The 13,394-nt window shown below is 54.1% G+C and carries 11 protein-coding genes; 5 read left to right on the forward strand and 6 right to left on the reverse strand.

From position 1 onward, the window contains the following. Positions 1 to 38: 38 nt before the first annotated feature. The 4 genes from AB7038_RS15280 to AB7038_RS15295 are packed head-to-tail and all read right to left on the reverse strand — an operon-like array spanning position 39 to position 2,965. Positions 39 to 1,100 carry a secretin N-terminal domain-containing protein gene (locus tag AB7038_RS15280; RefSeq protein WP_368890189.1) on the reverse strand — a complete coding sequence of 354 codons (1,062 nt, stop codon included), beginning with the start codon at positions 1,098 to 1,100 and terminating at the stop codon, positions 39 to 41. Beyond that, positions 1,087 to 1,602 carry a hypothetical protein gene (locus AB7038_RS15285; RefSeq protein ID WP_368890188.1) on the reverse strand — a complete coding sequence of 172 codons (516 nt, stop codon included), beginning with the start codon at positions 1,600 to 1,602 and terminating at the stop codon, positions 1,087 to 1,089. Before AB7038_RS15285 ends, AB7038_RS15280 begins: the two co-directional genes overlap by 14 nt. Then, positions 1,599 to 2,159 (reverse strand): hypothetical protein, encoded by a 561-nt coding sequence (locus AB7038_RS15290; protein WP_368890187.1) that lies wholly within the window; start codon positions 2,157 to 2,159, stop codon positions 1,599 to 1,601. The genes AB7038_RS15285 and AB7038_RS15290 overlap by 4 nt, the downstream gene beginning before the upstream one ends. Further along, positions 2,156 to 2,965: a hypothetical protein gene (locus AB7038_RS15295; RefSeq protein ID WP_369453605.1), complete on the reverse strand. Its 810-nt coding sequence runs from the start codon at positions 2,963 to 2,965 to the stop codon at positions 2,156 to 2,158. Before AB7038_RS15295 ends, AB7038_RS15290 begins: the two co-directional genes overlap by 4 nt. 151 nt (positions 2,966 to 3,116) lie before the next feature. On the opposite strand from AB7038_RS15295, the gene mrcA reads away from it, so the two are divergent. Further along, positions 3,117 to 5,642: a peptidoglycan glycosyltransferase/peptidoglycan DD-transpeptidase MrcA gene (gene mrcA / locus AB7038_RS15300; RefSeq protein ID WP_368890185.1), complete on the forward strand. Its 2,526-nt coding sequence runs from the start codon at positions 3,117 to 3,119 to the stop codon at positions 5,640 to 5,642. 121 nt (positions 5,643 to 5,763) lie between these two features. Here the strand turns inward: mrcA and nudE are convergent, their stop codons facing one another. Beyond that, a complete protein-coding gene (nudE, locus tag AB7038_RS15305) occupies positions 5,764 to 6,318 on the reverse strand; it encodes an ADP compounds hydrolase NudE (protein WP_072872365.1) in 555 nt (184 codons plus the stop codon). Between the two features lie 342 nt (positions 6,319 to 6,660). On the opposite strand from nudE, the gene AB7038_RS15310 reads away from it, so the two are divergent. The 4 genes from AB7038_RS15310 to pckA all read left to right on the forward strand — a co-directional run bounded on the left by AB7038_RS15310 (position 6,661) and on the right by pckA (position 11,967). Further along, positions 6,661 to 8,784 (forward strand): IgaA/UmoB family intracellular growth attenuator, encoded by a 2,124-nt coding sequence (locus AB7038_RS15310; protein WP_369453606.1) that lies wholly within the window; start codon positions 6,661 to 6,663, stop codon positions 8,782 to 8,784. Between the two features lie 28 nt (positions 8,785 to 8,812). Next, on the forward strand, positions 8,813 to 9,229 hold the full coding sequence (gene hslR / locus AB7038_RS15315; protein WP_004238575.1) for a ribosome-associated heat shock protein Hsp15: 417 nt from the start codon (positions 8,813 to 8,815) through the stop codon (positions 9,227 to 9,229). Between the two features lie 25 nt (positions 9,230 to 9,254). Continuing rightward, entirely contained in the window at positions 9,255 to 10,145 is an 891-nt protein-coding gene (gene hslO, locus AB7038_RS15320; RefSeq protein WP_368890183.1) for an Hsp33 family molecular chaperone HslO, read from the forward strand. 202 nt (positions 10,146 to 10,347) lie between these two features. Beyond that, positions 10,348 to 11,967 carry a phosphoenolpyruvate carboxykinase (ATP) gene (gene pckA / locus AB7038_RS15325; RefSeq protein WP_369453607.1) on the forward strand — a complete coding sequence of 540 codons (1,620 nt, stop codon included), beginning with the start codon at positions 10,348 to 10,350 and terminating at the stop codon, positions 11,965 to 11,967. A gap of 68 nt (positions 11,968 to 12,035) precedes the next feature. Here the strand turns inward: pckA and AB7038_RS15330 are convergent, their stop codons facing one another. Continuing rightward, on the reverse strand, positions 12,036 to 12,734 hold the full coding sequence (locus AB7038_RS15330) for a pirin family protein (RefSeq protein ID WP_369453610.1): 699 nt from the start codon (positions 12,732 to 12,734) through the stop codon (positions 12,036 to 12,038). Between the last annotated feature and the right edge of the window lie 660 nt (positions 12,735 to 13,394).

A 13,394-nucleotide genomic window follows, 5' to 3' on the forward strand; every position in this document is an offset into this window, starting at 1 on the left:
GTGAATAATGATACAACATGCTGATATTGATACAGTTACTAAATATCGATCAACTGCGGTGTAATGAATATCACTAATTCACGGCGGCTGAGTTTATCGTATTGATGAGTAAAAAGCTTTCCCATCAATGGGATCGACGATAAATACGGCACTCCGGTCACCTGTCTGCCTTTATCCTGCTGAAAAATTCCCCCGAGGATCAGGGTTTCCCCGCTGCGGACAATCACCTGTGTGGTGATTTCCTGCTTATCAATGGAATACTGCTCGCTGCCGTTCTGCATCAGCGCCGCACCGGGGGCATTGCGGCTGATATGCAGTGTCAGACGCACCTTATTATCCCGCAGGATCTGCGGTGTTACCTCCATCCCCAGTACCGCCTCGCGGAACTGCACCTGTGAACCGGACTCATGGTTTTGCGTGGTGTAGGGAATTTCCGCCCCCTGTTTGATACTGGCGGGATGCTCATGCGCCGTGGTCAGGCGCGGGCTGGCGACAATATCCAGCTGCTGTTCCTGCTCCAGTGCGCTCAGTTCCATCTCCAGCAGATGACCGCCGAGACGGGCGATGTTAAAGGTGAACGTATTATTTCCCCGCGCCTGATGCAGTTGCAGCCGGTTGCCGGATTCCGGTGACGGCAGCACGGTTCCCCACTGCAACCCCAGCTCATGCAACCCTTCCCGCGAGCCGGACACAATATGTGCTGTAATCTGTACCTGCTGCTGCGGCTGATCCATCTGTGCCAGCCAGGCTTCCGCCCGCGACAGCACATCCGGTTGTGCTTCTATAAAGAGGGAATTTGTCAGCGGATCGGCCTCCGGCACTTTGTTATCCGCAAACCATTCCCCGTGATGCTGTTTCAGCATGGTCAGCATCTCCGCCGCATCCGCGTATTGCAGGGTAAATGTGCGGTGCTGCCTGCTTTCCGGTATCAGCGGCGGGGAATACATCACAGGGAATTCTGTCAGCGCAGCCGGATCCTCACTGATAATGACAGGCTGAAAAAGATCCCGCGGATGCTGCCCGCCAAAGGCGGCCGCTGCAAACAGCAGACAACCGCCGGTGATCAGCCGGGCCGCTGATTCTGCTTTATTCATCATCATGCCATTCCTTTTCCGGATCCGGTGAATCAGCGCCCGGTAATGCCAGATGCAGTGTCATCTGCAACAGCGGCGGAGATGAGGAGGTTCCTGGTGTCAGCGGGTGCAGCGAGAGCCGGGTGATCGGCAACTGAGTCAGCTCTCCGCTGAGGGTATCAAGCAGCGCCGCCAGCTCAGGGTAATGCGCCTCAAAGGTCAGCACCCAGCGCTCCGGCTGTTCCGGCGGCTCCTGCTGCCAGCCGGTCAGCAGCGGCAGCGCATCTTCGGGCAGCAGGGTAAACAGCGGCGGGATATCCGGGGGCGGCAGGATCACCGTTTCCGGCACCGCCTGTTCTGACAGTGCTGTCAGCCGCTGCAACTGCCGGAGCCGCATTTCCGTTTCCCCGGCTGCCGGTTGCAGATAAAAATACCAGAACACCACACCGGCTGATAACCAGATTCCGGTCATAACTCCCCACTGCACGCGCCGGTACTGCGCACATCGCCATACTGTGTTCAGATTCATGACCGGCTCCTCCCGGTCACCAATATAAACTGCCGGATACCGGTTGTTTTGTGATGCTGCAGACTGATCAGCCTGAGCGGCATCAGCCCCGGTGCAACCTGATGTAATAAAGGATGAGAAGGCGCGATCACCTGACGGCGGTTCACCGACAGGGCATGGCGCATACTGCTTTCTGTATCATACTGTTGCCGCTCTGCCTGGTAACGCGCCAGCCAGGCATCTTCCGGCAGCTGAGCCTGCAAAAAAACCAGCAAATCCCGGAAACGGCGGTTTTCCTGTGCAGTCTGCTGCTGCCGCAGATTTTCCGCTTCCGCCTGCCGATGTACCGCGCGCTGACGGGCAAATTCAGCCCGCTGCGGCTCAAGGCGGATTTCCCGCTCATCAAATGCGGCCTGTAACAACGCCAGATGCTGCACATACAGTAAATGAGGCAGATAAACCGGCAGCAGCGCGGATAACAGCACACCGCCTGCCATCAGAAACCGGACAGCCATCCGGCAGCAGATTTGCCGTTTCAGCCGGGGGCGCCAGGCGGTCAGATTCACCCGGTGTGTCATAACCTGTCCTCCCCGCAGAGCACCATCCCTGCCGCCGCCGCGTAGCCCGGCGGGACATCATCTGCCTCCGCATTGCGGTAACGCCGGCATTCCCGCTGCCATGCCGGCGGCAGCAGTGCAGTATCGTGCAGGCAGCACAGTGCCGCCTGTGAATCATCAAAACCCTGTGTTTTCAGCTCCGTCAGTAATGACGGCAGCGTCAGATCTGCCCGCCCGCTCAGTACCGGCTGCGTTTCACCGGCTGTCCAGCAAATACTGTTCCCCTGGCGGAAGACCAGCCAGTCCTGTGCGGCCACACCCCGGGCGCGGGCAAAACAGCGCAGCGCACAGGGGATAATGCCGAGCACCGTCAGATCCGTGCGGAGTTCCGCCGCCAGCGACAGCCACTGATCACGGACAGTACGGTGCAGCGCCGTCAGAATAATATCGCCGGAAAACCACCGGTAATCATAGATAAGATCCTGATGACGACCCGGAAATGTCCGCGCCAGCCAGGTATCTATCAGCGGCACCACCGCAGACTGCGCCACGCGGCTCTCCGGCAGCCGGATCTGCTGCTGAAGACAGAGTGACACCGGCAGTGCCGCCCGGCAATCCGGCCGCCCGCGGGTCCGCCGCCGCCATTGCGCCAGTGCAGCCGCAACCGCAGACAGGCCGGACACACCATTTTCAGCTGATTCCGTTTCCGGCAGTGCCAGCGTGATAAAATCCTCAAAACACCACCTCCGGCGTGTGCGCCGCGCCAGTGCTATCCTGATATCCCCGTCCTGAAGCGAAATTCCTGCCATCCGTGAAGCAATCCGCATAAATCATCCCTGTATTATTGATATGAGAAATACCTTTTTTCTCTTAATTTTCCTGTGGTTATAAAATACGTATTCAAGAAACGCATGAACCTTTATACTACAGGGTCGCTGTTTATAAACTGTCCATCACACGGCTAACGGAAATTTTCAGGTGAAGTTCTTAAAGTATTTATTGATCTTTGTTGTCTGTTGCATTTTTCTTGGAGCAGCATCGATATATGGCATGTACAAATATGTCGAGGCAGATCTGCCCGATGTGGCCACACTGAAAGATGTCAAATTACAGACACCAATGCAGGTCTACAGCGCGGACGGCGAACTGATTGCCCAGTTCGGTGAAAAACGCCGTATTCCGCTGACACTCAGCCAGATCCCGCCGATGGTAAGGAATGCCTTTATCGCGACGGAGGACAGCCGTTTCTATGACCACCACGGAATCGACCCGATCGGGATTTTCCGTGCCGCGTCTGTTGCCATGACCTCCGGCCGTGCCTCACAGGGTGCGAGTACTATCACACAGCAGCTTGCCCGTAACTTCTTCCTGAGCCCGGAAAAAACCGTTATCCGTAAAGTAAAAGAAGCGTTTCTGGCCATCCGCATCGAACAGATGCTGACCAAAGATGAAATTCTCGAGCTGTATCTGAACAAAATTTACCTCGGCCAGCGCGCTTACGGCGTGGGGGCTGCGGCCTATGTCTATTTCGGCAAAAGCCTTGATCAGCTGACACTCAGTGAGATTGCAGTGATCGCCGGGCTGCCGAAGGCACCGTCCACCTTTAACCCGCTTTACTCCAAATCCCGCGCCCTGGCCCGTCGTAATGTGGTGCTGACGCGGATGCTGGAAGAGAATTACATTACCCGCGCGCAGTACGATGAAGCGCGTAATGAGCCGATCGAAGCCCGTTATCACGCCCCGGAAATTGATTTTTCCGCGCCGTATCTGGCGGAAATGGTTCGTATGGCAATGATTGAAAAGTACGGTGAAAATGCCTATACCGATGGTTATAAGGTCTACACCACCGTTAAACGCAAAGATCAGCTCAGTGCTGAAGATGCGGTTCATAACGGCATCATCGACTACGATATGCGCCACGGTTACCGGGGTGCTCAGCAGGTATTGTGGCCGCAGAACAGCGCGCCATGGGATACAGAGCAGATCCTGAGCAAACTGAAAACGTTACAGGTCTACGGTCCGCTCAATCCGGGTGTTGTGCTGAGTGCGGATGCTAACCGCGCACAGGTGATGCTCAAAGACGGCTCCACCATCGACCTGACCATGGACAGCATGCGCTGGGCGCGCAAATTTATCTCTGATCGCGCCATGGGTCCGGCACCGCGTGCGGTGAACGGTGTGGTGCATGCCGGTGAACAGATCTGGGTGCGTCAGAATAAAGACCGCTGGATGCTGGCACAGATCCCGGATGTCAACTCTGCCCTGGTGGCGCTTAATCCGGCGGATGGTGCGGTGATCGCGCTGGTCGGCGGCTTTGATTTCGAGCTGAGCAAATTCAACCGTGTCACCCAGTCTCTGCGCCAGGTCGGCTCCAGCATCAAACCATTGCTGTATACCGCCGCGCTGGATAAAGGTCTGACACTCGCCTCCCTGCTCAATGACCTGCCGATTGTCCGTGCGGACGGCGCAGGCCCGGACTGGCGGCCGAAAAACTCACCACCGCGTTATGACGGCCCGATCCGTCTGCGTCAGGGACTGGGACAATCGAAAAACGTGGTGATGGTGCGGGCCATGCGGGCAATGGGCGTGAATTATGCCGCCGATTATCTGCTGCGCTTCGGCTTCCCGGACAGCAACATTGTCCGGACCGAATCCATGGCGCTCGGCTCATCCTCCTTCACCCCGATGCAGATGGTGCGCGGCTACGCCGTGATGACCAACGGCGGCTATCTGGTCGACCCGTATTTTATCAGCCGGATTGATAACACCGAAGGCAAAGCCCTGTTTACCGCAGAGCCGAAAATTGCCTGTCCGCAGTGCACCAACATCCCGGTCATTTACGGCGAAGGTTCACATGACCTGGAAAGCAGCCTGAACAAGGATGCGCTGGAAAACGACGTAGCCAAATCAGACAGCCAGCCGCAGGAAAATGACCAGCCTGCCGCTCCGGAAGCCGACCTGGAAAAAGCACCGCTGGCAGGGAGTGATTCCCCGTATGCACCGCATGTGGTCAGTACCCAGGTGGCCTTCCTGATCAAAGACGCCATGAACTCCAATATCTATGGCGAACCGGGCTGGAGCGGAACCGGCTGGCGGGCAATGCGGGATATCAAACGCCGCGACCTCGGCGGTAAAACCGGTACCACCAACAGCTCAAAAGATGCCTGGTTTGTCGGCTACGGCCCGGACATCGTTGCTGCGGTCTGGATTGGTTTTGATGAAAACGCCCGTGACCTCGGTCGTGGTGAGGCCGGTGCGAAAAGCGCCCAGCCTATCTGGAACGACTTTATGAAAGTTGCGCTGGAAGGTGTGCCGGAACGCAAAGATCCGCCACCGCCGGGGATTATCTCCGTTCAGATCAACCGCAGCACCGGTAAGCTGGGCTCCGGCGGAAACTCCCGCTCCGAATACTTTATCAAAGGCACCGAGCCGACTGATTACGGCGTGTCGGAAGTAGGTACAACTATTATCCAGCAGGACGGCGGTTCGGAAGAACTGTTCTGATTAAGCGGATAAAAACAGAAGGGCTGCCCTCAGGCAGCCCTTTTTTTCAATCGCTGTTACTTAACACAAATGTATGTCTTTTTTCGATGATTAACTCCGACTAATTTGTGTTAAAAATAGCTTAGTCACCGGTACGCTGTAAAAATTGCTGTGCCAGGAACAGCGCGGTAATATTTCGGGCCTCGTTAAAATCCGGATGCGTCAGCAGATCCATCATCTTACTGACCGGCCAGCGCTCCTGAACCAGCGGTTCCGGCTCATCGCCCTCCAGCTTTTCAGGATACAGCCCTTCCGCCAGCAGGATATTCATCTGCCCGGAGAAATAGGACGGGGACATGGTAACGCGGCGCAGCGGTGTCAGTGTGCGGGCACCAAACCCGATTTCTTCTTTCAGCTCACGGTTGGCGGCAGTCAGCATATCCTCACCGGGATCGATAGCGCCTTTCGGGAATCCCAGCTCATAGCTGTCCACACCCGCCGCGTATTCCCGGATCAGGATAAGTTCGTTATTTACCACAGGGACAATCAGGACAGATTCACGGGTTGCAGGACGCATACGCTCATAAACCCGTTCCGCACCATTACTGAATTTCAGTGCAACAGACTGGACAGTAAACAGACGGGATTGGGCAACAGTCTCGATGCGGATAATTTTCGGTTTTTGTAATTCAGCCATGTATGCCTCTGTACGTAATATAAAAACGCAGTACAACCATACAGAGTAAAACTGTACAGGGTGAAAAAGTACCGCTTTGCGAACAAGTAAAAACCGGGGTAAATTCCCTGGTTCACTCACTTATTGCTCTGCTTCATATTACCCGTTCCTGAGACAAAGAAAAGCACCGCGCGGGATGAATAAACAACGCTGACACACAGCATAATCAACAGGTAAAAGTGAAAATAATCAGTTATAACAGACTGTTATTTCAAATAATTTTTTTTGCATAATCAGAAAAGGCCGATTTTTTAACGGCTTCCTTCACTGTTATGCTGCACAGGCAATTACGACGGGGAAAAAATGACTATTACCCTCATTATAGCGGCCGCTCTGGTGATCGGTTGTCTTATAATGGTTTCTGTTATCAGTCACCGGCGGAGACAGCGCCGGGCAGGTTATGTATTACCTTCACTGGCCAGCCTGACACACCACCGGCCGGGTGCCGGTGAAATTCAGGCCATAGAGCACCACCTGACCCGCGCTGCCCAACAGGCGGTCAGTAATGATCTGCATTTTACATTACCGGCTTTCCCCAAAAAAAGTGATCACGTCTATCGTCTGTGCAACCGTATCACCCGGTATGCTATCCCGGAAAAAAACGGACAACAGTGGCATTACTATATTGAAGGCAACGAGGTTTATCTGCCTGCGGTTCTGGATGAATTTATTCAGACCACGAATGTCATTGATGTGATGTTTACCGGCGGAATACCGATGATTGTCGGGCTGAACGGCCATGACTTACGTGAGTTTACTGACGACTACGCGCTGGCAAGGCCAATGACAAAAAATAACGACGTACCGGTACAGGCCGCAATACTGACTAACAGCAATGCTGATATTGAGTTTCTCGGCACACGCAGAGAGAGCCGGCAGGAATATAACCTGCAGCACAGTCACGGGTTTATCAGCGGCACGCTGATTGTCTGCGGCGTGCTGACGGCACTCACTGCGGTCTTTATGCCGCCGTTTTTATTTTACTGGATGATGGCTGCCGGGGCCGGGCTGCTGCTGCCGGGTATCATTCTGTCCGTGATCCCGGTCAGTAACCGCCGCCGTCTGCGGGATATTCAGTGCTACCGGGGGATCCCGAAACGCTGGGGTCTGTTCGGCGATTTTGACCACAGCCAGAAGCACAGCATTTCACTCGGCGGTATCGATCTGATCTACCCGCGCCACTGGGAACCCTGGCTGCATCAGGATCTCGGGTCGGTCACACAGATTGAAATGTATGAGGATCAGCAGGTTGTCCGCCAGGGGAAATACCTCTCCCTGCGCGAGGAATCCACCCGCTTCCCGTATCACCGTTACGGCAAAAACCTGCTTATCGCCCTGACCAGCGCCTTTGCCCTGCTGGTTCTGGCCTGCAATCAGCCGGTAAATTTGCCGGTTAAATTGTCCCTGAACTGGCTGACCGGCACAGAAACCAAAGTCACCACCAATTTCAGTGAACTCCAGAATATGCCGCTCTATGTGGGGGATTTTCTGGAGGCCAAAGGCGTGGGTATGTGTTACATGCCGCCGAACCTCTCCGCTCAGGATAAGCCCAATTTCCGCGCGTTTGACTGCTCCGGTATTTACTGGAATAACACCTCCCCGCTTCCGGTTCCTGAGTCCGAACAGGTTGATCGCGCCGCCGCGCTGCTTGCCGAACTGAATAACCAGCTGCATCCCGATGCCGGAGCCCGTAAGGTGAACGACAGTCTGCGCAATGTAATCACCCGCTCCGGGATGAGCCTGCTGGATGACTTTTCCTCACTGGTTCTGAAAACCCAGGCGTTATGTGAATTTGAAAACAGTGACTGTGTGCGGCTGAAAAACGCCCTCGTCAATCTGGGGAATTCCCCGAACTGGGAAAATTTATTAGCCCGCGCCAGGGCCGGTAAACTGGAGCAATCGAATGTTTTATTGCGTCCTGCAAGCGCCGAGGCCTTGGAAAAGCTGGTTATCGCCACCACATCTACAGCTATAAACAAAGAAGTGGAAAATGCGGCAATGCGGCTGAACAGTCCGCCGCCGGGTGGTGTGCTGCTGATCAGTGACGAAGGCAAATCCCTGGTGGAGAACGCCCCGGTCAATGAACAGACAGAGGAAATGACACCGCTGGCACACTGGCAGTCCCTGCAAAAGCTCTCCAATATGCTGCTGCACACCCCGTTTGAGGTTCAGGGCATTGTCACGGATGTGTCTGTGGATGCCAACGGCACCCGCCATATCCTGCTGCACTTTCAGCCGGATAGTGTCATGCTGGCGCGGTTTATCGGCAGCTGCATTTTACTGGTCGTCTTTTCCCTTCTTGCCATTATCAACGGCATCTATACGTTTATCCGCTGGCGTCAGCGCCGCCGCCGGATGACGGATATCCGCCGTTATTACGACAACTGCTTCCGGCACGACTACCCTTCCTCTGAGGTGCGGCCGTAACGGCTGCACTGTCTGTCACGGAGTAACCATGCAACAGGCTTCACAGGTCACAGAGCCTGTCCGCCTTGATAAATGGCTCTGGGCGGCACGGTTTTATAAAACCCGCTCCATCGCCAGAACCATGATTGACGGCGGCAAGGTTCATTATAACGGGCAGCGGACCAAGCCCGGAAAACTGGTCGAAAACGGCGCGGTTATCGTCCTGCGTCAGGGAAATGATGAACGGACAATCCGCGTGCTGGGGATCACGGACAAGCGCCTGAGCGCGCCGCTGGCACAGACACTCTGGGAAGAAACCCCTGAGAGCATCGAAAAACGTGAAAAAACCGCACTTGCACGTAAAATGAATGCCCTGACGATGCCGCACCCGGAACGACGTCCTGATAAAAAGGAACGACGGACATTGTTGAAATTTAAACACAGTAATTCAGATACCGCTGAATAAGCGGCGGTTAAGACGAGAGAAAATTATGTCTGCACGACAAGATACATTACACCGGTTCCTGTTTAACAAAAGTGATGTCCGGGGAGAGCTGGTCAATGCTTCCGGCACATTACAGCAGATCCTGGATAACCATCATTATCCGGAGCCTGTCCGCCGCCTGCTCGGTGAACTGCTGGTCTGCACCAGCCTGCTGACTGCGACCCTGAAATTTGAAGGGGATATCACCGTTCAGATCCAGGGTGACGGCCCGGTCCGTCTGGCCGTGATCAACGGCAATGACCGCCAGCAGATGCGCGGCATCGCCCGTATGAACGGTGATGTGCCTGCCGGTGCCGGTTTCCACGATATGATCGGCAAAGGCTTTATGGTCATCACGATTACGCCGCGTCAGGGCGAGCGTTATCAGGGTATTGTGGCGCTGGAAGGGGAAACGCTTGAAGCGTGTCTGGATGACTATTTCCGTCAGTCCGAACAGCTGCCGACCAGCCTGTTTGTCCGCGTTGCGGAACACGACGGCAAAATGCAGGCTGCCGGGATGCTGTTACAGGCACTGCCGGCATCGGCAGAAGCCCGTACTCAGGAAGAAACACAGAACATGTTCAGCCACCTGATGCAGCTGACCGCCACTATTTCGTCTGATGAGCTCTTTACCCTGGATGCCGAAACCATTCTGTACCGTCTCTATCATGAAGAAGACGTTGTGCTGTATGAACCGGCACCGGTAGCGTTTCATTGCGGTTGTTCCCGCGAACGCTGCGCAGATACGCTGGTAACACTGCCGGAAGACGATGTTAATCATATTTTGCAGGAAGATGGCAAAATTGATATGGAGTGTGAATACTGCGGTGCTCATCATATCTTTGATGAACAGGATATTCATGAAATCCGTACTCAGAAAAACGCTTCTCTGCACTGATTCGTTTTAGCTGACGCAACACCAGGCCGCACCGGGCTCCCCGGATGCGGCTTTTTTGTTTATTTTTTCTTATGGTATCGAGCCAGCTCACAAAATAAACCCAAATAAAATCCGGATTTTCATTTATTTGATAGCAATCGCTGTTAACCAGTCGTAAATAATTATGATATATGGAGATATTCCGACAACCCGGAGGCTTTGGATGAGCGTAAAAACGATGGCTGTGAATGAACTGGAGCAGTATGGTATCCGCGATGCCGCAGAAATAATCTATAACCCGAGTTATGACTTACTCTTTGATGAAGAAACCCGTCCCGGCCTGACCGGTTATGAACTCGGTGTCGTCACCACCAGCGGCGCGGTCGCGGTGGATACCGGCATTTTTACCGGCCGCTCACCGAAAGACAAATATCTGGTCAGAGATGATCTCACCCGCGACACCGTCTGGTGGGCGGATCAGGGAAAAGGCAAAAATGACAACAAACCGCTGTCACAGGACACCTGGAATTCCCTGAAACACCTGATCACCAATCAGTTATCCGGCAAACGCCTGTTTGTGGTGGACGCCTTCTGTGGCGCCAATGCCGATACCCGCCTGAAAGTCCGCTTTATTACAGAGGTTGCCTGGCAGGCACACTTCGTCAAAAACATGTTTATCCGCCCGGATGAAACCGAACTGCATGATTTTGAACCGGACTTCATTGTGATGAACGGCGCGAAATGCGTGAATCCGGACTGGCAGGCACAGGGACTGAATTCGGAAAACTTTGTGGCGTTCAATCTGAGCGAGCGCATCCAGCTTATCGGCGGCACCTGGTACGGCGGTGAAATGAAGAAAGGCATGTTCTCCATCATGAACTATCTGCTGCCGTTACAGGGCATTGCCTCCATGCACTGCTCGGCAAACGTGGGTGAAAAAGGGGATGTGGCAATTTTCTTCGGCCTGTCCGGCACCGGTAAAACCACCCTCTCCACCGACCCGAAACGTAAACTGATCGGTGATGACGAACACGGCTGGGATGATGACGGTGTCTTTAACTTTGAGGGCGGCTGCTACGCCAAAACCATTAATTTATCTGCGGAAGCAGAGCCGGATATTTATCACGCCATCAGCCGTGATGCGCTGCTGGAAAACGTGGTTGTCCGCCCGGACGGCAGTGTGGATTTTGATGACGGCAGCAAAACCGAAAACACACGGGTTTCTTACCCTATCTATCATATTGAAAACATTGTTAAACCGGTTTCCAAAGCGGGTCACGCCAATAATGTGATTTTCCTGACTGCCGATGCCTTCGGCGTACTGCCGCCGGTGGCGGAGCTGACACCGGAACAGATGCAGTATCATTTCTTATCCGGATTTACCGCAAAACTGGCCGGTACTGAGCGCGGTGTCACAGAGCCGACACCGACTTTCTCTGCCTGCTTCGGCGCGGCATTCCTGACACTGCACCCGACACAGTACGCCGATGTGCTGGTAAAACGGATGAAAGCGGCCGGGGCAAAAGCGTATTTAGTGAACACCGGGTGGAACGGAACCGGAAAACGCATTTCAATTAAGAATACTCGTGCTATCATAGACGCCATTCTTAGTGGGGATATTGATAAAGCGGCGAAACATACGCTGCCGGTCTTTAATCTGGCCATTCCTCACGAACTGCCGGGTGTCGACAGTCATATACTCGACCCGCGCAACACGTATGATAATGTGGCGCAGTGGCAGGAAAAAGCGGAAGACCTTGCAGGGCGGTTTATAAATAACTTTGATAAATATACCGACACGCCGGCGGGTCAGGCTCTGATTAGTGCAGGGCCTTCGCTGTAACCGGATAACAAGAAAAGTAGTGTGAGCAACACAGTAGCCCCGGGTCAGATGATCCGGGGCTTTCTGTTTTATTGTGCAGGCGGCAGGTCAAACAGCAGGATTTCACTATCCTCTGCGGCGTTCAGGCTGATTAACGATTCATCCCATACAGCCACACCATCACTGGTTTTCACTGTCTGACCATTCACGGTCAGTTCACCTTTCACCACCTGGATCCAGACCATACGTCCGCTCTGAGGCTGATATTCCCCCGCTTCACCGGCGGCCAGTGTCCAGCGCCACAGTGTCATGTCCTGAAAAACTTTCAGCGAGCCGTCACGGGCATCCGGGGAAAGTACCAGCTGGCGGCCATTTGCCGCATCGAACCGGCGCTGCTCATAGCGCGGGGTCAGACCGGTTTTTTCAGGGATAATCCAGATCTGATACAGATGCAGCGGATTATCATTTCTCGGATTATATTCCGAGTGGCGGATCCCGGTTCCGGCGCTCATAATCTGGAACTCACCGGCAGGCACCTGTTCTTTATTCCCCATACTGTCCTGATGCTCTACCGCACCACCCAGCACATAGGTCAGAATTTCCATATCTTTATGCGGATGGGTGCCGAACCCCTGGCCTTCCGCGATAAAGTCTTCGTTAATGACCCGCAGGGCGGAAAAACCCATAAAGTTACGGTCATAATAATCGGCAAACGAAAAGGTGTGCCAGCTGTCAAGCCAGCCGTGGTTGGCATGGCCGCGTTCATTTGCAGGGCGTACATAGATCATCATTTTTCTCCTCAATCTGATGAGGGTAAGTTTACGTCCTGCCGGTAATTTCACCAGTAGCTGGGTTTAACGCAAGGATTCAAAAAATTTGAATAAGCGCAGTATCAAACCCTCTTCTTTCAGATTCGGGCAGCGGGATAACCGGCAAAGCGGAAAGACGCTGACACGTCCCTGTTCACTCGGATCGCGCCATCCATGGTGCTTTACACTTTCTTTTTTGCCGGTCAGGCCTCCTGAATGCTCACTGTGTGCCGGAAAGAATAAAGCATAAAACCTCCTTCTTTCAGACCCGGGCGGCGGGATAACCGGCAAAGCGGAAAGACGCTGACACATCCCTGTTCGCTCGGATCGCGCCATCCATGGCGCTTCACGCTTTCCTTTTTTTGCCGGTTATTCCCTCATGTACTTCAACTCCGTCAAAAACAGAAAATGAATCTGCTAAATCATCCGGTTTGTGGCAAGGCGGCAAGGGAAGGGTTCCGGGGAGCATACATCAGTATGTGACTCGGAATACTGAGCGCAGCCAACACAGCCACAGGCCGGAGGATGACGCAGATTCGCTAAACCATCCGGTTTGTGGCAGGGCGGCAAGGGAAGGGTTCCGGGGAGCATACATCAGTATGTGACTCGGAATACTGAGCGCAGCCAACACAGCCACAG

Source organism: Morganella morganii (genome assembly GCF_041099235.1).
Lineage (GTDB): Bacteria > Pseudomonadota > Gammaproteobacteria > Enterobacterales > Enterobacteriaceae > Morganella > Morganella morganii_E.